The sequence below is a fragment of the Variovorax sp. J31P179 genome, assembly GCF_030316985.1.
Lineage (GTDB): Bacteria > Pseudomonadota > Gammaproteobacteria > Burkholderiales > Burkholderiaceae_C > Variovorax > Variovorax ginsengisoli_B.
Map to the genome: position 1 here is coordinate 103320 of NZ_JASZYL010000001.1, position 19935 is coordinate 123254.

Annotated in this window: 19 protein-coding genes; 12 read left to right on the forward strand and 7 right to left on the reverse strand. The window is 69.7% G+C overall.

Features of this window, described 5'->3' with window-relative positions; genetic code table 11:
- Positions 1-49 precede the first annotated feature (49 nt).
- Positions 50-1114 carry a beta-keto acid cleavage family enzyme gene (locus tag QTI17_RS00545; RefSeq protein ID WP_286530331.1) on the forward strand — a complete coding sequence of 355 codons (1065 nt, stop codon included), beginning with the start codon at positions 50-52 and terminating at the stop codon, positions 1112-1114.
- 1 nt (position 1115) lies between these two features.
- Here the strand turns inward: QTI17_RS00545 and QTI17_RS00550 are convergent, their stop codons facing one another.
- The gene (locus QTI17_RS00550; RefSeq protein WP_286530333.1) at positions 1116-2129 is read right to left on the reverse strand and encodes an AraC family transcriptional regulator; all 1014 of its coding nucleotides are present in this window, start codon (positions 2127-2129) and stop codon (positions 1116-1118) included.
- Positions 2130-2177: 48 nt separating this feature from the next.
- Positions 2178-3086, reverse strand: a complete 909-nt coding sequence (gene nhaR / locus QTI17_RS00555) for a transcriptional activator NhaR (protein WP_286530335.1) — start codon at positions 3084-3086, stop codon at positions 2178-2180.
- Between the two features lie 134 nt (positions 3087-3220).
- Between nhaR and QTI17_RS00560 the strand changes: the two genes are divergently transcribed.
- Together QTI17_RS00560 and QTI17_RS00565 are read left to right on the forward strand one after the other, a co-directional pair.
- On the forward strand, positions 3221-3916 hold the full coding sequence (locus QTI17_RS00560; protein ID WP_286530337.1) for a Bax inhibitor-1 family protein: 696 nt from the start codon (positions 3221-3223) through the stop codon (positions 3914-3916).
- Between the two features lie 2 nt (positions 3917-3918).
- The gene (locus QTI17_RS00565; protein ID WP_286530339.1) at positions 3919-4854 is read left to right on the forward strand and encodes a YcjF family protein; all 936 of its coding nucleotides are present in this window, start codon (positions 3919-3921) and stop codon (positions 4852-4854) included.
- A gap of 1 nt (position 4855) precedes the next feature.
- On the opposite strand, the gene QTI17_RS00570 is transcribed toward QTI17_RS00565, so the two are convergent.
- Positions 4856-5113, reverse strand: a complete 258-nt coding sequence (locus QTI17_RS00570) for a hypothetical protein (protein WP_286530340.1) — start codon at positions 5111-5113, stop codon at positions 4856-4858.
- Between the two features lie 205 nt (positions 5114-5318).
- Here QTI17_RS00570 and QTI17_RS00575 point away from each other — a divergent pair, with 205 nt between their 5' ends.
- From QTI17_RS00575 to QTI17_RS00585, 3 genes are read left to right on the forward strand one after another with little or no spacing between them, the layout of a single operon-like run.
- Positions 5319-5882, forward strand: coding sequence for a DUF3455 domain-containing protein (locus QTI17_RS00575; protein ID WP_286530342.1), 564 nt, complete (start codon positions 5319-5321; stop codon positions 5880-5882).
- A 32-nt stretch (positions 5883-5914) separates the two neighbouring features.
- A complete protein-coding gene (locus QTI17_RS00580) occupies positions 5915-6478 on the forward strand; it encodes a sigma-70 family RNA polymerase sigma factor (RefSeq protein ID WP_286530343.1) in 564 nt (187 codons plus the stop codon).
- Entirely contained in the window at positions 6475-7203 is a 729-nt protein-coding gene (locus QTI17_RS00585) for an anti-sigma factor (RefSeq protein WP_286530345.1), read from the forward strand. The genes QTI17_RS00580 and QTI17_RS00585 overlap by 4 nt, the downstream gene beginning before the upstream one ends.
- 35 nt (positions 7204-7238) lie before the next feature.
- Here QTI17_RS00585 and QTI17_RS00590 read toward each other — a convergent pair whose 3' ends face one another.
- Complete coding sequence (locus QTI17_RS00590) at positions 7239-7496, reverse strand: hypothetical protein (RefSeq protein WP_286525995.1); 258 nt, start codon at positions 7494-7496, stop codon at positions 7239-7241.
- Between the two features lie 261 nt (positions 7497-7757).
- Here QTI17_RS00590 and QTI17_RS00595 point away from each other — a divergent pair, with 261 nt between their 5' ends.
- The 3 genes from QTI17_RS00595 to QTI17_RS00605 are packed head-to-tail and all read left to right on the forward strand — an operon-like array spanning position 7758 to position 13816.
- Positions 7758-9038: an HlyD family secretion protein gene (locus QTI17_RS00595; protein ID WP_286530346.1), complete on the forward strand. Its 1281-nt coding sequence runs from the start codon at positions 7758-7760 to the stop codon at positions 9036-9038.
- 21 nt (positions 9039-9059) lie between these two features.
- Positions 9060-10373 (forward strand): hypothetical protein, encoded by a 1314-nt coding sequence (locus QTI17_RS00600; RefSeq protein ID WP_286530347.1) that lies wholly within the window; start codon positions 9060-9062, stop codon positions 10371-10373.
- Positions 10361-13816 carry an efflux transporter outer membrane subunit gene (locus QTI17_RS00605; protein ID WP_286530349.1) on the forward strand — a complete coding sequence of 1152 codons (3456 nt, stop codon included), beginning with the start codon at positions 10361-10363 and terminating at the stop codon, positions 13814-13816. Before QTI17_RS00600 ends, QTI17_RS00605 begins: the two co-directional genes overlap by 13 nt.
- Before the next feature lie 28 nt (positions 13817-13844).
- On the opposite strand, the gene QTI17_RS00610 is transcribed toward QTI17_RS00605, so the two are convergent.
- Positions 13845-14120: a DUF2164 domain-containing protein gene (locus QTI17_RS00610; protein WP_286530351.1), complete on the reverse strand. Its 276-nt coding sequence runs from the start codon at positions 14118-14120 to the stop codon at positions 13845-13847.
- 116 nt (positions 14121-14236) lie between these two features.
- Between QTI17_RS00610 and QTI17_RS00615 the strand changes: the two genes are divergently transcribed.
- Both QTI17_RS00615 and QTI17_RS00620 read left to right on the forward strand, forming a co-directional pair.
- The gene (locus QTI17_RS00615; protein WP_286530352.1) at positions 14237-14827 is read left to right on the forward strand and encodes a hypothetical protein; all 591 of its coding nucleotides are present in this window, start codon (positions 14237-14239) and stop codon (positions 14825-14827) included.
- Positions 14824-15390: a nucleoside 2-deoxyribosyltransferase gene (locus QTI17_RS00620; RefSeq protein ID WP_286530354.1), complete on the forward strand. Its 567-nt coding sequence runs from the start codon at positions 14824-14826 to the stop codon at positions 15388-15390. Before QTI17_RS00615 ends, QTI17_RS00620 begins: the two co-directional genes overlap by 4 nt.
- Here QTI17_RS00620 and yccS read toward each other — a convergent pair.
- Both yccS and QTI17_RS00630 read right to left on the reverse strand, forming a co-directional pair.
- Positions 15382-17592 carry a YccS family putative transporter gene (yccS, locus tag QTI17_RS00625; protein WP_478139117.1) on the reverse strand — a complete coding sequence of 737 codons (2211 nt, stop codon included), beginning with the start codon at positions 17590-17592 and terminating at the stop codon, positions 15382-15384. The two genes, QTI17_RS00620 and yccS, sit on opposite strands and share 9 nt — an antisense overlap.
- A gap of 73 nt (positions 17593-17665) precedes the next feature.
- Positions 17666-19111 carry a sensor domain-containing diguanylate cyclase gene (locus QTI17_RS00630; RefSeq protein ID WP_286530358.1) on the reverse strand — a complete coding sequence of 482 codons (1446 nt, stop codon included), beginning with the start codon at positions 19109-19111 and terminating at the stop codon, positions 17666-17668.
- A 250-nt stretch (positions 19112-19361) separates the two neighbouring features.
- Between QTI17_RS00630 and QTI17_RS00635 the strand changes: the two genes are divergently transcribed.
- Entirely contained in the window at positions 19362-19904 is a 543-nt protein-coding gene (locus QTI17_RS00635; protein ID WP_286530360.1) for a DUF3237 domain-containing protein, read from the forward strand.
- Positions 19905-19935 lie beyond the last annotated feature (31 nt).

The window sequence follows — 19935 nt, forward strand, 5'->3', positions numbered from 1 at the left end:
CGACATTCCCTACTGAAACCGAAACCACAGTCTTTTCGCCGGAGTACCCATGAATTTCCTCGATGGCCACCTGTTCCCCGAAAACCAGCAGCCCCTGATCATCACCGCCGCGCCCTACGCGCCGGGCTGGCTGCCGTCCGACTTTCCCGAAGACATCCCGGTCACCATGGAGGCGCAGATCCAGAAAGCCGTGGACTGCTACAACGCCGGCGCGACCGTCTTGCATCTGCACGTGCGCGAACTCGACGGCAAGGGCAGCAAGCGCCTGAGCAAGTTCAACGAACTGATCGCGGGCGTGCGCAAGGCGGTGCCGGAAATGATCATCCAGGTGGGCGGCTCCATCAGCTTCGCGCCGGAAACCGAAGGCGCAGCCGCCAAGTGGCTCAGCGACGACACCCGCCACATGCTGGCCGAGCTGGAGCCCGTGCCCGACCAGGTGACGGTGACAGTGAACACCTCGCAGATGAACGTGACCGAGCAGGCCGAGGACGCGGACTTCGAAGGCACCTCGCGCCAGATCCCGGCCATCTTCAACGCCTACAAGGAAATGACCGTGCCCGCGCAACCCGGCTGGGTCGAGGAGCATATTCGCCGCCTGACCAGGGCGGGCATTCAGAGCGCCTTCCAGTGCTACAACATCAACAGCTTCGAGTCGGTCGAGCGCCTGATGCGCAAGGGCGTCTACCAGGGCCCGCTGGTGATGAACTGGGTGGCCATTGGCGGTGGCATGGATGCGCCCAGCCTCTACAGTCTGGCCAACTTCGTGCGCGCCGTGCCCGATGGCGCCGTGCTCACCGTGGAAAGCAACGTGCGCAACGTGCTGCCCGTGAACATGTGGGGCATCGCGGCGGGCCTGCATGTGCGCTGCGGCACCGAGGACTGCCTGTGGAACCAGAAGCGCAGCGCCAAGGCCAGCACCGTGTCGCAGATCGAGCAGCTGGTGCGCATCTCCGAAGAGTTCGGCCGGCCGATCGCCACCGCCAGGCAGGCGCGCGAGATCAGCAGGATCGGCGTGTTCTACGACACCGTGGAAGAGTCGCTGGCCGCCAACGGCTTTGCGCCCAACCGCAACGGAGGCAACCAGGGCTTCCTGCGCAAGGTGTTCACGGCCTGAGTCAGCCGGTCGCCTGCTGGCGCCATTGCGTCACGCTGCAACCGAAATGCGCGCGGAACCAATGACTGAATCCGCTGGGCGCAGAAAAGCCCAGCAGGTGGGCGATTTCGGCCGACGGCATATTGCTGTCGCGCAGATGGCGCAGCGCCAGTTCGCGCCGTACGTCGTCCAGCAGGACGATGAAGGTCAGCCCCTCGGCGCCGAGATGGCGGTGCAGCGTGCGTCGATCCATGCGAAGGTGGCGGGCTACCGCGTCCGCGGTGCAGCGGCCTCCGGGCAGCAAGGCCTGGATCAGTTCGCGGCAGGTCTCGCTGGCCCGGTTGCCCCGCTGTTGCAAGGCTGACTCCAGGTAGTCGCGGGCAAAGCGGGCCATGCCGGGGTCTTGCGTGCTGCGCGGCTGCCGCAGATCCGCCGCTTGGCAGACGATGCCGTTGAACGGCTGGTCGAACAGCACGCGGCAGCCGAAGAAGGCCCGGTGCGCCGCCATGTCGGCGGGCGGCGCATGAGTGAAGCACACCCTGCGCGGTCGCCAGCGGGAACCGATCAGTTCCTTCAGGATATGCAGCATGACCCCCAGCGCCAGCTCCATCGACTGACGCGTCGCCAGGCCGGGAATGGGCAGCAGGTCGTCGCGGATGATGGTGCAGTCCCCCTCATCGTCGATGCGCGTGATCAGCGAAGCGTTGAGCAGCTTGCGGTAACGGCACAGCGCGTCGAGCGCCTCGCGCGGCGTGGCGGCCTCGCGCAGCACCATGCTGACCGGCCCGAGGTTGGACAAGGGCCGGCGCGCCGCCAGCCGCAGCGCGAAGTCCTCCGCGCCCGTGGCGCGAGCCGCAAGCTCCAGCGCCTCGCGCACCGCGTTATTGGGAATCAGCGCCTCCGGGTCTTGCAGCAGCCGCGACGACAGGCCCACCTTGCGCAGCAGCGCTTGCGGGTCGCCGCCCAGGGCGCGCACCAGGTCGCTGTACCCGCTAAGGCTGGCACTACGGATGAGGCTGCCGAACGCGCTTGTCATTTGTCTCCAGCCTGTGAACCCCGAGTTGGCGCGAAGCGTACCAGCCGATCATCCGGCGCCGCGGCGGCGATGGAAGCGCCCCCGCGCGGCCTTCGTGATCGCCACCACGCAAGGATGGGTGACGCGGCGCTCGACCGAGATCGCGAAGAACTCCTCGATCAGCCCCGCGGCACGGCCGATCACCTCGACACCGTACTGGGTGCAGGTCTCTTCCTCGAGCACCTCGGGCGTCATGAAGACGCCGCGGCCCTCGCCGCCGAAGGCCTTCAGCAGCGCGGCGTCGTCGAACTCGCCGATAGCCCGCGGCCGCAGCCGGTGCTCGGCCAGCCACAGGTCGAGCCGCTGGCGCGCGGCCGACGAGGCGCCCTGGATCAGCATCGGCGCGCGGTCGAGGCACTGCGGGAACTCGCCCCTGAGCGTGCGCCGGAGCGCCGGGGTCGCGAAGAAGCTCATCGCCGTCGTGCCCAGCGTGTGGTTGAAGGCCTTGACGCCGACCTGCCGGCCCATCGGCTCGTCGGCGATCACCAGGTCGATGCGCTGCACCGACAACTGCCCGAGCAGGTCGCGGAAGTTGCCTTCGTGGCAGATCAGCCGGACCGGCTCGGCGATGCCGAGCGCCGGCTCGAGCAGGCGGTAGGCGATCGACTTCGGCACCGCATCGGCGATGCCGACCCGGAAGTCGAGCGCACGGGCACCCTCGCCGCGGCTGCCGAGCGCCGCCTCGAGCTCGGCGCCGAGCGCGAAGATCTGGTCGGCATAGCTCAACGCCGTGCGCCCCTCGGGCGTCAGCTCGAGCCCGCGGCCGCGCTTCTGGAACAGCGGGCTGCCCAGGCTGTCCTCGAGCAGCTTGATCTGCCCCGACAGCGTCTGCGGCGTGATGTGCAGCTGCTCGCTGGCGCGCACGATGCCGCCGGCCTTGGCGGCGGCCCAGAAGTAGTGCAGGTGCTTGAAGTTCATACCAGCCTCAATACTACGAAAAACTCGAATGAATGGTGTCAAAAATTCGACTTTTCTCGAAGGCTATATCGCCCTAGAGTGGGCCTCATGCGCGTGCACACGCGTGGTTTTTCCAACCTACCAAGGACATTCGAATGAACGACAACATCCAGGTCTACGGCTCGCCCTACGCGGCGACGCCGGCCGCCGCACAGCGCAACCAGGTGCTGCGCAACACCTACTGGCTGCTGGCGCTGTCGATGGTGCCCACCGTGCTGGGCGCCTGGCTCGGCCTCTCGACCGGCCTGGCGCGCGCGATGTCGCCCGGCATCTCGATGGTGGTCTTCCTGGCCGGTGCCTTCGGCTTCATGTTCGCGATCGAGAAGACCAAGAATTCGGCCGCCGGCGTGCCGGTGCTGCTGGGCTTCACCTTCTTCATGGGCCTGATGCTGTCGCGCATGCTGGGCGTGGTTCTGGGCATGCAGAACGGCGCCGGCCTGGTGATGACGGCCTTCGCCGGGACCGGCGCGATCTTCCTCGGCATGGCCAGCCTGTCGTCGATCATCAAGCGCGACCTGTCGGCGATGGGCAAGTGGCTGTTCATCGGCGCCATCCTGCTGCTGGTGGCCGGCATCGCCAACTTCTTCATCCAGTCGGGCGCGCTGATGATCACGCTGGCGGTGCTGGCGATCGGCATCTTCTCGGCCTTCATCCTGCACGACCTCAAGCGCGTCAAGGACGGCCACGAGACCAACTACATCACGGCCACGCTCGGCGTCTACCTCAGCCTGTACAACGTGTTCCAGTCGCTGCTGATGCTGCTGGGCCTGGGCGGCAGCCGCGAGGAATGAGCATGACGGACACGGAGTCCCGCGCCATCGTCACGCTGGCTCTGATGGCGGCCTTCGCCGACGGCGACAAGCACGCGCGCGAACGCGAGGAGATCAAGCGCATCGCCGACGGCTTCTCGCGGGCCGAAGCCATCAATCTGCCGACGCTCTACCAGGACGTGCTGATGCAGCGCGTCTCGGTCGCCGACCTGGGTGCGCAGCTGCGCAATCACGGCGCCAGGCAGTTGGCCTACGAGATGGCGGTCTGCGTCTGCGACGCCGATGGCGCGCACTCGGAGGCCGAACGCGGCTTCCTGGCCGAACTGCGCGCATCGCTCGGACTCGATGCCGCCGCTTCGGCGGCGTTCACCGAAGAGGCGCAGGCGATCGCAGCGGCGCCTCTGGCCGCGGGCGCCGCGCTGGCGGCACCGGGCGGCGGGCCCGACCCGGCCGAACTCGACCAGGCCATCTTGAACGCCGCGATCCTGAACGGCGCGCTCGAGCTGTTGCCCGAGACACTCTCGACCATGGCCATCATCCCGCTGCAGATGAAGCTGGTCTACCGCGTCGGCAAGGCCTACGGCTTCGAGCTCGACAGCGGCCACATCAAGGACTTCGTCGCCACCGTCGGCGTCGGCCTGACCTCGCAGTACCTGGAGCAGGCCGGCCGAAAGCTGCTCGGAGGGCTGCTGGGCAAGGTCGGCGGCGGCCTGCTCGCCGGCCTCGGCAAGCAGGCCGTGAGTTCGGGCATGAGCTTCGCCACAACCTACGCGCTCGGCCATGTCGCCCGACGCTACTACGCGGGTGGACGCCAGCTGTCGACCGAGATGCTGAAGGGCGCCTATGCCAGCGTGATGCAGGAGGCGCAGGGGCTGCAGACGCGTTATCTGCCGGCGATGCAGGAGAAGGCCCGCACGCTGGACCCGCGGCAGGTGCTGTCGATGGTGCGCGGAGGCTGAGTCAGGGGGCGGACGCCGGGTGGTCCTTCGAGCCCCAGAACTTCCACCAGGGCCGCGTCGCCGGTATCGACTCGGGCGGCAACTGCTGGAGCTGGCTGGCACGCAGCCGCTGGCGGCACTCCACTTCCAGCGCGTGGGCGATGCCGAAGGCCTCGCGGTCGCCACGCGAGGCCTGGGCGCGCCAGCTCACAGCCAGGCGCACGAGTTCTTCGTCGTCGATGTCGGCCAGCTGCGCCGGGGTCGGCACGCTCGAATTCATGGCTGATGGCGCCGAACTGCGCTTTTCGCGGGATACATGGGGACGATTATTGCGCATCCGCTCCCACTGTCCGACCGGTAAAGCAGCGGATTCACAACGCCGCGCCGAAGATTCTTTTTGGCTGCACCTGCATCCAATCGCACCGTCGGCGGGTAGTTCCGGCAGCAGCAAGCCGCTGCCCACCCAACCACCGAAGGAGTTTCCCATGCGTCACCTCATCCCGTCGCGCCCCGTCGTCGCCGCACCGTTGCTGGCCGCCGCCCTGCTGACCGCCTGCGGCTCGATGCCCAGCTCCGGATCGGCTTTCTCGCAGGCCTCGCTGCCGGCCCCGATCCAGGTGCCGGCAGGCCACAAGGTCGCGCTGGAAACCGTCGGCGTCGGCGAGATCACCTACGAGTGCCGCGACAAGGCCGGCACGCCCGGCCAGGCGGAGTGGGTGTTCGTCGGGCCCAAGGCGGTGCTGAACGACCGCAGCGGCAAGGCGGTCGGCAGGTACTACGGACCGCCCGCCACCTGGGAGGCCAACGACGGCTCGAAGCTCACGGCGACGCAGCTCGCTGTCGCGCCCTCCGGCCCCACCAGCCTGCCTTACCAGCTGGTCAAGGCCAATCCGGCGATGGGCAGCGGCGCGATGAGCGGCGTCACCTACATCCAGCGGGTCGCGCTCAAGGGCGGCATCGCACCCGCCAGTGCCTGCACGCCAGCCGCCAAGGGCCAACAGGAGACCGTGCGCTACCAGGCCGACTACATCTTCTGGAAAGCCGCCTGACCGCGGGGGCGGCCGTCGACTACGATGGCGCCTTGCCCGCTACCGACCCTTTCGACCATGACGCCGCGCTGGCCGCCTGCGCGCGTGGCGATCGGCAGGCGCTGGCGCAGATCTACGGCCTGGAAGGCCGCTACCTGCTGGGCGTGGCGCTGCGCATCGTGCGCCAGCGCCAGTCGGCGGAAGACGTGCTGCACGATGCCTTCGTCAGCATCTGGCAGCGGGCCGGATCCTTCGACCCGGCCCGCGGCGCCGGACGAGGCTGGATCTACAGCGTGGTGCGGCATGCGGCGCTGAACTGGGTCCGCAGCCATGCGCGCGAAGTGCCGGTCGACGAAGAAGGCCAGGCCGCGCTCGAAAACGAAGTGGCGCTGGCCCGCCATGCGACCCAGCTCGATCCGGCCGAGACGCGGGTGGACCTGGGCCGGCTCGAGGCCTGCCTGGAGCGGCTCGAAGCCGAACGCAGGGAGTGCATCGTGCTTGCCTATCTCGATGGCTGCTCCCACGGGGAAATCGCGCAGCGCACGCAGAAGCCGCTGGGCACCGTGAAGTCCTGGATCCAGCGCGGCATGCGCTCGTTGCGCGAATGCATGGCATGAACCCGAACGACACCACGCCCCCGTCCGCCGACGACGCCCTCGACGCGCTGGCCGGCGACTACGTGCTCGGCACGCTGTCGGCCACCACGCGCCGCGAGGTCGAGGCGCGCATGCGGCGCGAGCCGGCGCTGCGCGAGGCCGTGGAAGCCTGGGAAGAACGCCTGCATCCGCTGGTGGCGCTCGCCGAGCCGGTGGAACCATCGCCCGCGCTCTGGCGCCGCATCGACGCCAGCGTGTCGGCCGCGGCAGCGCCTCGCCGCACCGCCAGCCGCACCGGCTGGTGGAGCAGCCTGCAACTCTGGCGCGGGCTGGCCGGCGCCGGCTTCGCTGCGGCCGCCCTGATGGCTGCCGTGCTGGTGACACGCATTGAGCCGGCGCCCGCCACGCAGTTCATCGTGGTGCTCGTTGCGCCGCAGGACAAGGCCCCGGGCTGGGTGGTGCAGGCGGCCGCCGATGCGCGCCGGCTGAGCCTGACGCCGCTCGGCAGCATCACGGTGCCGAGCGACAAGTCGCTGCAGTTCTGGACCAAGGCCGACGGCTGGCGTGGCCCGGTGTCGCTGGGCCTCGTCACGCCGGGCCAGACGCTTCAGGTACCGCTCGACAAGCTGCCGCCGCTGGAGCCGAACCAGCTGTTCGAACTGACCCTCGAGCCAGCGAACGGCTCGCCGCTCGATCGGCCGACCGGGCCGATCCAGTTCATCGGCCGGGCGGTGAAGGTTCTCTGACGGGCTTCAGCGGAGGCGCCGGCCCGCGCCTGTGCTCAGTGGCGGGCGAGTTCGTGCCGATCGGCAGCCGCGAACAGGTCGTCCGAGAAGCTGCGATCGGTGCGGGCGAAGGTCCATGCCCATTCGCGGACCGCATCGGCTTCGGCCTTGCGCGACAGCGGGGCCTCGGGCGCCGCCACCTTCCAGCCGGTCAGCAGCCGGATGCCGAAGCCCAGGACGCGCGACAGGGCGTACGAAGCCGGCGACGAACCGGGTGCGTCGACGGAAAGGCCATTGGCAAGGATCGTGGACATGAGAGGGGTTCTCCAGGGGGAGCGACGCCGGGACGGGGTCGCGTACGGGCTCAATTATAGGGTTAACCCTAGTTTCTTGCTGGCCGAGCGGCTGCAGGGTGATGTACATCCTGTTGCTCAATAAGTAAAAACCCTTAATTTTTGGCACGCGTATTGCTGCACTGCAGCATAAGACGACAGCATGCCCCAACGATGTGCTGCGACAGCGGAGACGCCCCCGGTCCTGAAAAAGCCACCCCGTCCACTCACGCGAGGCGCCCCATGAACGCAAGCACTGTCCAGGAGTCGATCCAGATTGCAGGTGCCGAACCCGCCGGTTGGCGGGGCCGGCTGCGGCGCTGGCGCGGCAGCACGTCGGAGTCGATCGTTCCCCGCCTCGCGGGCTATGCGCTGCTCGCCTTCATCCTGTGGCTGGTGGTCACGACCCTGATCCAGCCGCTGGTGTCGAGGCAGGCCACCCGCACGGTGCTGCAGGCCCCCGTGCTGCTGGTCACCTCGCCGATCAGCGGCGTGGTGACGCACATGACGGTGCGCGCGCTCGACAAGGTCGATGCCGGGGCGGTGGTCGCCACGGTGCAAAACCCGACCATCGACCGCGACATCCTCACCACGCTGACCACCCAGCGCCTGGCCCTGCAAAGCCAGGTGTCGCAGCTGGCGAACCAGCTGCATGCCTCGGACGAGGAACTGCAGTTCGTCGAGCAGCAGGTCAAGCTGTACCGCCAGGCGTCGATGGCGCAGACCCGCGACGCCTGGCAGATCGCCCAGCGCCAGCGCGAGGTGGCGTTGACCAACGTGGCGGAGCAGGAGCTCAAGGTGCGCCACACCTCGGCGATGCTCGACCAGGGCGCGGTCAGTCCGCAGGCGATGGACGCCGCCCAGGCCCAGTTGAGCACCTCGCGCGCCAACGCCGCGGTGGCCGAACAGGCCTATGCCGGGCTTGGCAAGAGCGTCGCGATCGCCAGCCAGGGGGCTTTCGTGAGCAGTGGCAGCGGCACGGTGTTCCAGACCCTGGTGAGCCGCCGCGAGACGCTCGCCGGCAGCATCGAGCGCGCCCAGCAGGACAGCACGGCGGTGCAGAAGCAGTTGCGCGAAGTGACCGCGCTCGAAGACGACGAGCGGCGCCGAATCGACCGGCTGGCCGCCTACGAAGTGCGCGCGCTGCAGGCCGGGCAGGTGCATACCGTGCTGATGCCGCAGGGCAGCTTCGTGCCCCAGGGAGCCACGCTGGTGCGGATGGTCGACTGCAGCCGGATCGAAGTGGTGGCGGTGTTCGCGCCGCGGCTCGCCAAGCGGCTCAACATGGGCTCGATGCTCACCGTGACGACCGATGACAGCGGCCTGGAGGTTCCGGCGCGCGTCACGCAGTTGCTGCCGGTCGCGCCGGACGAACTGCAGAGCAGCTACATCGTCCCCTTCCCCTTCGCGGAGCAGGGTTCCGTCTATGCGGTGGCGCGGATCGAACCCCCGAGCGCCGACCCGGCGGTGCAGCGCAGTCTGTGCGCGCCCGGCAAGGTGGTGTCGGCCCGGCTGGGCGCGTAGCGGCGTCGATCGAGTCACGCCATGACAAGCACTGCATCCGCCTGGCGACACGCGATCCGCCTGGCCCTGGCATGGCCGATCGCCTGGGCGCTGCACGCCGGGCCTGCGACGGCAGCGAGCGAGGTCCGGCAGGCGCTGGCGCGGCAAAGCTGCGAAGGACTGCGCCGCGCAGTAGCCACCGATGGGCGCGGCGATGCTTCGGCGCCGCTGCTGCTCGCGAGCTATCGCGTCGACACCGTCATCGAGGGCGTTGCGCCGCTGCCGCCGACGCTCGCGAACGTCGCCTTCGTCTACGACAACGCGCTGGCCGGCATCGCGCTGCTCGCCTGCGGCGAGACGGCCTCGGCCCGGCGCATCGCCGAGGCCGTCGTGCTGGCGGTCGAGCGTGATCCGCACTACCTCGACGGCCGGGTCCGCAACGCCTACCGCGCCGGCCCGCTGGCCGAGGCGAAGCCGGCGCTGCCCGGCTACTGGGATGCCGCGAGGAACCAGTGGATCGCCGACGCCTACCAGATCAGCACCGCGACCGGCAACGTCGCATGGGCGGCGCTGCTGCTGCTGAATCTGAACCAGCAGGCGCCCACGCCGCGCTACCTCGACGCGACCGCCAGGCTGCTGGCATGGATCGAGCAGCGCACCCGCGCCACGGTCGATCCCGATGGCTACAACGGCGGCTGGTACGGCTGGGACGATGCGCAGAGCGCGCAGACCTGGAAGTCGACCGAGCACCACATCGACATCGCCATGGCGGCGGCCTGGGCAGGGCGCGCGGGTGCACGGCCGGAGCAGACGCGGCAGGCAGGCACCGCGCTGGCGTTCGTGTCGCGCATGTGGAGCCCGCAGCAGCAGCGCTTCTACATCGGTACCCAGGCCGATGGCGCGACCCTGTCGACCACCGGCTCGGGCCTCGACGCCCAGCTGTGGCCCTTGCTGGCCGCCCCACCGGGCCATTGCCGCTGGCGAAGCGGCCTGGCGTGGGTCGAGCGCAACCACCGCTACGGCGACGGCTACGGGTTCTCGCAGCAGCCCGACGGCATCTGGACCGAAGGCAGCGCCCAGGCCGCCGCGACCCTGGCGGCCGTCAAGGGCGCGGTGCCCGAGGGGCTGTGGAAGTTGCTGGCCGCGCAGCGCGCCGACAACGGCCTGTACTACGCGACACCGAGCCCGCGCATCTCGACCGGGCTGGCCATCGGGCCGGACTCGGCGGGCGCCGACTTCTTCTACTACCGCTGGCCCCACCTCGGTGCCACCGCCTGGATCGCGCTCGCAGCGACTGGCTGGAACCCGTTCACCGGAAGCCCCACCGCCACAGGAGAGACGACATGTCCGAGCTGATCGATTCGCCCGAGTTCAGGATCAACCTGATCGTCGTCGGCCTGGCCCTGATGATGATCTTCCATGCCCGCGCCGACCGCCTCTGGCACCGCGCGCTGTTCGGCTTCCTGACCGCGCTGGTGCTGGTGCGCTACGTGGTGTGGCGGCTGGCCGAAACCCTGCCGCCGGCCGACCTCGGCTTCGGCACGCTGGTCGGCTGGGTCTTCCTGGTGTTCGAGATGGTGTCGATCCTCTACACCCTGATGTCGATCCAGATGCTGACCGGGCGGCGCGACAACCACGGGCTGGCCGACCGCGGCGAAGCCTCGCTGCGCGCGCGCAGCGCCGACGTGCCGGCGGTCGACGTCTTCATCTGCACCTACAACGAGGAGCTCGGGGTGCTCGAGAAGACGATCCTCGCCGCCCAGGCGATCGACTACCCGCGCCTCGCGGTATGGGTGCTCGACGACACGCGCCGCGACTGGCTGCGCGACTACTGCGCCCGCAAGGGCGTGCACTACGCGCGGCGCGCCGACAACGCGCATGCCAAGGCCGGCAACCTCAACAATGGCCTGCGCCAATCGGCCGCGGCCACCGATGCGCCGTACATCCTGGTGCTCGACGCCGACTTCACACCACACCGCAACATCGTCTACCGGATGCTCGGCCTGTTCGAAGATCCGAAGGTGGGGCTGGTGCAGACGCCGCAGTTCTACTACAACGCCGACCCGATCCAGCACAACCTGCGCGCAACCGACAGCTGGGTTGACGAGCAGCGGGTGTTCTTCGACGTGCTGCAGCCGGCCAAGGACGCGGCCGACGTCGCCTTCTGCGTCGGCACCTCGTTCATCGTGCGGCGCGACGCCATCACGACCGCCGGCGGCTTCCCGACCGGCAGCGTGTGCGAGGACATCTACACCACCTACACGCTGATGCGCTTCGGCTGGGTCACGCGCTGGCTCAACGAGCGGCTGTCGAACGGGCTGTCGGCCGACAGCATCGTCGACTACATCAACCAGCGCAGCCGCTGGTGCCTCGGCACCATCCAGGTAGCGCTGCTGCGCGACGGTCCGCTGCGCGGCAAGGGGTATCGCCTGGCGGCGCGCCTGCACTATGTGCATGGCTTGCTGCACTGGCTCAGCAAGCCGTTCATCCTGCTGATCCTGGCGGCGCCCGCGCTGTACTGGTATGCGGGCGTCTCGGCCTTCCACGCGACGCCTCGAGCCTTCGCACTCTACGGCCTGCCGCCGCTGGTCATGTTCTGGGGCTACACCTACTGGATCAGCCAGCGGCGCTGCCTGCCGGTGTTCACCGAGGTGACGCAGATCGTGGCGGCGATGGCCGTGACGCGCACCATCGTCACCTCGCTGGTGCGGCCCTTCGGGCGCCCTTTCAAGGTCACGGCCAAGGGCCAGGATCGCTCGAAGACCGTGGTCCACTGGAACCTCGTCGCAGTCTTCGGCGGTCTCATCGTGGCGATGGAAATGGGTGCGCTCGACGCCATCGGCGGGACGATGAGCACCGGCGATGTCCTCAACGTGATCTGGACCCTGGTGGCCACGGTCTACTGCCTGGCGGCGCTGATCGCCTGCATCGACCGCCCGCGGCCGGACCATGACGAACGCTTTCCCTGCGACGCCCCCACCACCCTGCGCAGCGCCGCCGGCGTCGGCGCCACGCACTTCATCGAGATCGCGGTGGATGGCGCGCTGTTGCGCGACAGCGCCCTGCTGCGCCGGATCCCCGTCGGCCAGCCGCTGGATGTCCATGTCGCGCAGGTCGGCTGGGTGCCCGCCTTGCTGGCGGACCACACGCCAGCCGGCGCCGAGCTGAGCTTCGCCTGCGACGAGACCGTGCACGACCGCCTGGTTCGCCATGTGTTCAGCCTGCCGCCGAGCCATGTCGCCACCCAGGTGCGGCCCGGCCGCGCGGCCATGGCCTTCCTCGGCAGCGCGGGCTGGCGCTGGCCCCGGGTTCCGGCGGCGTGGCTGCGCAGCGTCGCCGCGCCGGCCCCGCTGCTGCTGGCGCTGGTCCTCGGCGTGCTGGTGCTCGGCGGCTGCAGCCTGACGCCCGCGCTCAAGCCGGCCGATGTCGAGCTGCCGACACAATGGCCGACCGGCGCGGCCGTCGGCGACGCGGCACCCATGGCGTGGCAGGCCTTCGTGCGCGACGACGAACTGCGCGGCCTGGTCGCGACCGCACTGGCGCAGAACCGCGACCTGCGCGCCTATGCCGCGAAGGCCCGCGAGGCGCGCGCCGTCTACGCCGGCACGCGCTCCAGCCTGTTCCCCGAGATCGGCATCGCCGGCTATGCCCAACGGGGCGACATGGCGACTTCGCTGAGTTCCACCGGTGTCGTCACGAGCAACCAGGCGATCGGCCGGGTCGGCAACACCTACGCGGTCCAGGCCGGCGTCACGGCCTACGAGCTCGACTTCTTCGGCCATGTCGATGCCGGCGTGAAACAGGCCGGGTCGCAGGCGCAGGCCATCGACCGGGACTACGCCGCGGCGCGCATGAACCTGGTCGGCGAAGTCACGAACGCGTACCTCACGCTGCGCGCCGACCGCGCGCTGCTCGCACTGGCCGAGGCCGACCTGAAGAGCCAGAGCGACAGCACCGACATCATGAAGCGCGCCCGCTCGGTCGGCGGCACCTCCGACCTCGACCTGCTGCGCTCGCAGTCGCTGGTGCAGCGGGCCAAGGTCCAGCGCGAGGAGTTCGGCATGCGGGTCGGCCAGGACCTGCAGTGGCTCACGGTGCTGGTCGGCCAGCCAGTGGCGGCCACGACCGGCACCCAGCGCCCCTGGCCGGACCGTTCGGTGGCCGAGGTGCCGGTCGGGCTGCCGGCCAGCCTGCTGCAGCGTCGCCCCGACCTGCTGGCGGCCTATGCGCGCGTCGAGGCGGCGAACTCGGGCGTGGGGGCCGCCAAGGCGGCGTTCTATCCGACTTTCTCGCTGACCGCCGTGGCCGGCGGGCTCAGCAGCGAGTTCTCGAACCTGCTGGGAAGCGGGAACCGCAGCTGGGCCACGGTGCTCGGGGTCTCGCTGCCGATCCTCGACTGGGGCCGCCGCTCGGCCAACCTCACGGCCAACGAGGAGCGGCTGGCCGCCGCCATGTCGGCCTACGAATACGCGGTGCAGCAGGCGCTGCGCGAGACCGCCAACGCTCTGATCGCCGACAGCCACCTCGGCCCGCAGCTCGAGGCCCAGCAAGGCCGCGTGCAGGCGCTCGAAAAGGTGGCGGCGATCTCGCGCACCCGCTTCCGCAACGGGCTCGAGGACTACTTCGCCGGCGCCGACGCCCAGCGCGAGCTCTACCTCGAGCAGCGCCAGTGGATCGAGCTGCAGCTCAAGCAGGCGGTCAACCTGGTGAACCTGTACAAGGCGCTGGGCGGGGGATGGGACGAGGCGCCGCAGGCGCAAGCCGCGGCGGCGGCGGCGGCGTCGAGCGCCGTGCATTGAGCGCCTGGATCGTCGGCGCCGTCCCGCGTCACTTCCGCTCGCGCGGCTTGCGCTCGTACTTGCGCCAGTACTGGAACTCGTCCTCGTGGACTTCGATGTCCAGCTCGGAGATCCTGGCCTGGAGCCGCTCCTGGACCTCGGACACGGCCCGGTTGTAGATCAGCGGCCCGACTTCCTCGACGAAGAAACCGAGCAGCGCGCCCGCGGCGATGTTGCCGATGGGCTCCTCCATGTTCTCCCGGAAATATCGCTCGATGGAGGCGATGGCCTCCTTGCGGGCTTCCTTGCTGAGCTCGATGGTCATCGTGCGCTGTCTCCAGGTTTCGGGGTGCGGGGTTCGGCGATGATTCTGCCCGCTCCGCGGATCGGCGTAAGCTCCCGTGCCTCCAACCGCCACCACTCGATCGGGGACCCTGGAAGATGGCTGATTCGAAATTCGACACCGACTCGCTGCCCGGCGTCATGTCAACGGCCGCGTCCGACCTGCAAAGCCTGCGGCCCAGCCTGGTCGAGAACGCCCTGACCCAGGCGCTGCCGCTGCCCGACATCATGTTCGGCGGCGCGGTGCTGGTCTTCGTGATCATGTTCCATGCCTTCTGGATCCGTGTGATCACGAGTTCCTTCCTCAAGCACACGAGCGCCATGCACGTTCGGGCGTCGCTCTGGCGGGCCGACCTGCTGTTCACCGTCACGGTGATGATGCTGCTGGCGCTGCACCTGGCCGAGGTGGTGGTCTGGTCGGCGGCGCTGATCTTCGGCGACATCATCGCCGACTGGTCGACCGCGGCCTACTTCGCGGCCAACTGCTACACCGCGCTCGGCGAGCCGTTCTCGCTGCCGCGCGCCTGGCGGATCGTGCCGCCGATCATCGGGATCTCGGGCATCTTCGCCTTCGCCTGGACCGCCAGCGTGCTGGTCAATTTCGTCTCGCGCTACAACGACCTGCGCGCCGACATCCTGGGGCGGCCCAGTGCAAGCCAGCCGGCGCGGGCCGATAACATGGCGCCATGACTTTCCAGCGCCAAGGCGACCCGGACCGCCCTCGCCCCCGCATCTACCTCGCCGGGCCCGACGTCTTCCTGCCGAACCGCGACCGCATCTTCGCCGCCCTGAAGGCGCACTGCGCGCGCCTGGGCCTGGCCGGCGTCGCACCGACCGACGCACCGCTGGCGTTGGCGGCCTCGGCCAGCGACGACGCCCGGGCCCAAGCCATCTACGAAGGCAACGTCGCGCTGATCCGCGCGTCCGACGGCGTGATCGCCAACCTGGCGAGCTTTCGCGGCCAGGAGCCCGACGCCGGCACCGTGTTCGAGGTCGGCTTCGCGGTCGCGCTCGGCCTGCCGGTGGTCGGCTACGCCGTGCCGCAAGGCAGCTATGCGGAGCGCGTGCAGGCCGCGATCGCCTGCCGCCGCGATGCGGCCGGGGTGGTCACGGAAGCCGCCACCGGGACGGTGGTCGAGGGGCTCGGGCAGCCGCTCAACCTGATGCTGTCGCGATCGATCGATCTGGCACCGACCGCCGCACAGGCGCTCGAGCGGCTGGCCGCGAGGCTCGGCGCCGCCGCCTCACTCTGAAGCCTCGACCACCGGCCGCAGCCACTGCAGGGCATGGCCGCGCAGCGCCTCGATCTGCTGGCCGATCAGGGACAGCTCGGTGCGGATGAGCTGCGCCGCGGCGTCGCCGCCCTCGCCGTCGGTCGCCAGCAGGTCGGCCAGTGCCGGGCGCTCGTCCGCCGGTGCCGTGGCGGCCTCGATGGCCTCCACCGACCCGCGCTCGACATCGGCCGCCAACGCCTCCAGCGCCTGGGCCGCGCCTTCAGCCGCACCGCGCGTCGCGACCGCCAGCGCCGGACTGCGCAGGGCGACCCGGTGGGCGCCGAGCGCCGACAGGTAGCTCAGCAGGGTGTGCGACTGGATCAGGAAGCGCAGCGCGACGCCGGCGCGCGGCCGCACCAGCGCCGGCTCGCGGAACATCTCGGACACCGCCACGGCCAGCGCCGCATCGGCGTTGTGGGCATTGCGCCGCGCCAGCCGGTAGGGCAGGTCGTCGCGCGCGCCGGCGCGGTACTGCTCGGCGATCTCGCGCAGATAGAGCGCCTGGTTGCGCATCGCCGCGGCCGCCAGTTCATTGAAGCGCCGGCCCTGCCAGTGCGGCAGCACCAGCACCATCGCCAATCCGGCGATCAGGCTGCCGATGGCGGTGTCGACCAGCCGCGGCACGATCAGCACGCCGCCGTCGCCGACCTGGTTGAAGCACATCAGCACCAGCACCGTCATGCAGGCGGTCGCCAGCAGGTAGCGTGCGCTGCGGGTGGCGAAGAAGAGCACGCCGGCCGCCACCGCCAGCAGCGCCTGCACCAGATGCTGCGGGAACAGGTCGAGCAGCGCCCAGCCGACCACCACGCCGACCGCCGTCCCCGCCATCCGCTGGCCCATGCGCGACACGGTGTCGCCCCAGGTCTGCTGGCAGACGAACAGCGTCGTCAGCAGGATCCAGTAGCCCTGGGCGGGATGGATGAGCCACATCACGCCGTAGCCCGCCGCGAGCGCGATCGCCAGACGCAGCGCATGCCGGAACAGGGGCGAGCGCGGCGACAGCTGGCGCCGCACGCGCTCGGCCGCGTCGCGCCAGGAGCGCGGCGAGCGGTCGAGCAGGCCCATGTCGGTGCGGCCGGCGCGCGCGGTCGGCTCGCTGGCGCCGGCCAGCTGGCCATCGAGACGCTCCAGGTTGTGCGCCAGCGCCTCGATCGACGCCAGCAGGGCCTGCCGCGCCGGCTCGCGCGCGTGCGAACGTTCATGCGCGATGGCGCTGCGCAGTTCGGCCAGTGCCTGCACCGTGGCGGTGTCGGCCACGAAGGGCTCGCGCCGCTCGATCGACTGCGCCAGCCGACGGCAGGCCTCGCCCTCCAGGTGCAGCACGCGCTGGCAGCGGTAGAGCAGGTCGCTGTGGAAGAAGGCGTCCGCCAGCGCGTTGTAGTCGTCGTGGGACGAGCTCGCGCGTTCGTGCACGTCCTGGGCGATCAGGTAGAGGCCGCGGTAGCGCGCGATCCGGCCGGTCGGCGCCCGCGCGCCGATGCGGCGGAAGATGCTCTCCTTGGCAGCGTTGAGCTCGGCCACCACATCGGCATTGAGCTGCGCCAGCGACAGCCGCTTGCGCTCGATATCGATGCCGCGCAACGGCTCGAACAGCGAGGCCTTGAAGCGCACGTAGTGGCCGAGCACCGAATACAGCCGGGCGAGCCGCGCCTGCACCGGCTGGGCCGGCAAGGCCAGGCACCAGGCGACCGAGAAGACGCCGTACCAGGCAGCGCCCGCGAGCAGCAGCAAGAGCTCGTGCAGGCGCTCGTCCGGGCCCGCGAGCGGGTGGTTTCCGATGCCGAGGGTGGTGTACATCGCCAGGATCAGCGTGGCGTAGGCGATCGCCTTGTAGCGCGCCTCGACCGCCCCGAGCATCGTGAGCCAGAAGGCGGCGAGCGCGAGGCTGGTGATGAACAGCGCCGGGCGGTCGATCAGGGCCGACACCGCGAAAGCCGCCGCCGCGAAGCAGAGCAGCGTGACGAGCTGGGCCCGGTAGCGTCCCCGCGCGCTGTCGTCGGTTTCGGCCAGCGCGCTGGCGATGGCGCCCAGGAACAGCGGCGTCACGGCGTCCATCCGGTTGCTGGCGCCGCACGCCGCCATCAGGCTTCCGAGGGTGAGCAGCACCCGCAGCGCCTGTGCCTGCCCGGCGCCCCATCGGCGCAGCCGTTGCGGAAATGTCTCGATCACGAATGCGAGCATGCCACCGCTGTGCACGATGCGTGCCATGACCCTCCGGTTGCCGCAGCGAAGTCCAGCGGCCGCCGACGACGGCTCAGGCGACGCTGCTCGCGTAGTGCCGGGCCTTGTCCTCGTACATGGCCCGGTCGGCCCGCTGCAAGGCGGCTTCCAGCTGGTCGCCGGACCCGCAGGTCGCCACGCCGATCGCCAGGTGCACCACGTGGCCGCTCTGGCCGGCGTGGAACTGGTTGTTCAGGTCGAGCAGCGAGACGATGCGATCCCGCATGCCGGCAGCGCCGCGCTCGTCGGTGGCCGGCAGCAGCACGGCGAACTCGTCGCCGCCGATGCGCGCCGGCCAGCCGGGCGCATCGACCGCCTGGGTCAGCACCTCGCCGACCCGCCTGAGCAGGGCGTCGCCCGCGGCATGGCCGTCCTCGTCGTTGACGCGCTTGAGGCCGTTGAGGTCGATCGCGACGACGGACACCGGCCAAGGACCCTTGCGCGCCAGCCGGTGCAGCTCCTCGGTGTAGAAGGCGCGGTTGCACAGCTGCGTCAGCACGTCGTGGCGGCCGAGGTATTCGAGGTAGGCCTCGGCTTTCTTGCGCGCCGTGATGTCGACCAGCGACACCAGCACCAGGTCCCAGGTCTGGAGGTGGTGCTGCAGCACGGTGAACTGCATGTGGATGTTGATCGGGTCGCCCGCGAGCGAGTAGTTCACGACTTCGCGCTGCTGGGAGGTCTTGTTGTTCCACAGGTCCTGCAGCTGGTCGGCGAACGAATCCTGCATCTCGTCGCGAAACACCCTGGGGATGTTGCGCAGCAGGTCGGCGGTGTCGGCGGCGCCGAACATCCGCAGCGTCTCGCGATTGACGTCGATCACGCGAATCTCCTGCATGCAGCGCGTGACGAATTCCGGGTGCACCTTGATGAAGGTCGTGAAGTCGGTGATGCCGCGCTGCCGGATCTCGTCGAGCAGCTTCTTGACGGCGCTGAAATCCTCGACCCAGAGCGAGACCGGCGAATGGTTGAAGAGACCGCGGGCATAGCGCTCGGCCTCGGTGCGCTCTCGATAGGCCGCGACGCGGGCCGTGATGTCGTCGAGCGACACCAGCACGCGGTCCCAGCGGTCTTCATGGCCCGGCAGGATGCGCAGGCGCACCTGCACGTCCAGGCGGCGGCCGTCGAGCGTGTAGTTGACCGTCTGGTTCTCCACGCTCAGCGCGCCCTGCCAGAGCTGTTCGAGTTCGTGCATCACGCAGTCCGCCATGTCGTCGCGGAAGACCTGGTCGAGGGCGGCCAGCAGGTGGTCCTGGCTGCGCGCACCGAACAGCGTCAGCGTGTGCTGGTTGACCCGCAGGACCTTGTAGCAGGCCATGCAGTCGCGGATGCGCGCGGGGTCGGCCGCCAGGTGCGCGGCCAGGTCGGTGACGCCGGCCAGCCGCCATTGGTCGAACAGGTCCTTGAGGCCGCTGTAGTCTTCGAGCCAGAGAGAGACGGGCGACAGATCGAACATCGACTCGAGGTCGGTAGACGCGGACATGGCTGCTGGCTTCCTGGGGACGGTGGCGGGGTCGGGACCGCCGATTGTCCACCCAAGCCGGCGCCACCCCTCGGCCGCGCCGGGTCGCGCCGGCAGGGCCAGCGGCAGTACTGCACGGAAGGCGCGACAAACAACGGATTGCCGGTGCAGAGCGGCCGGGCCCCGAGACCCAAACCAGCAGGGATAGCCCCCTTGTTTAGTTATTTAATATAACCATGATGATGCCAGGACAAAGCCCAAGGACACCTCGATGAATTCGACTTCCCGCCGCGGCATGCTGCTTGCCGGCCTGGCCTGCGCGACCGCCGCGGGCCCTGCCCTCGCGGCCGATGCCCCTGCCACGCCGACCACCCAGGCCATCCCCATGGTGCTGCCGCGCACCGAGTTCGTCTACGAGGCGATCGTCGATCTCTCGCCGGCGCTGACCTTGGGCGCCTCGCCCTTCGGCGAGCGCTTCATGGTGCCGATCGTCGGCGGCAGCTTCGAAGGGCCGGGCCTGCGCGGAACGGTCATGGCCGGCGGCGCCGACCGGCAGCTGCTGCGCCGCGACGGTGCCAAGAACCTGGATGCGGTCTATGAACTGAAGACCGAGGACGGCGTCGTCATCTCGGTGCGCAACCGGGTGCTCTCGCGGCGGCCGAAGGATGCGCCGCCCTACGTGTTCTCGACCCTGGAGATCGTCGCGCCCGACGGCCGCTACGGCTGGCTCAACGACTTCGTGTACGTCGGCACGCTGAACAGCCTTCGCCCGCAGCGCGAGGCGGTCGTGATACGGGTCTACAAGGTGGTCTGAGGCGGGCGTTGGCCGGTTCGGCCAGAGGGCC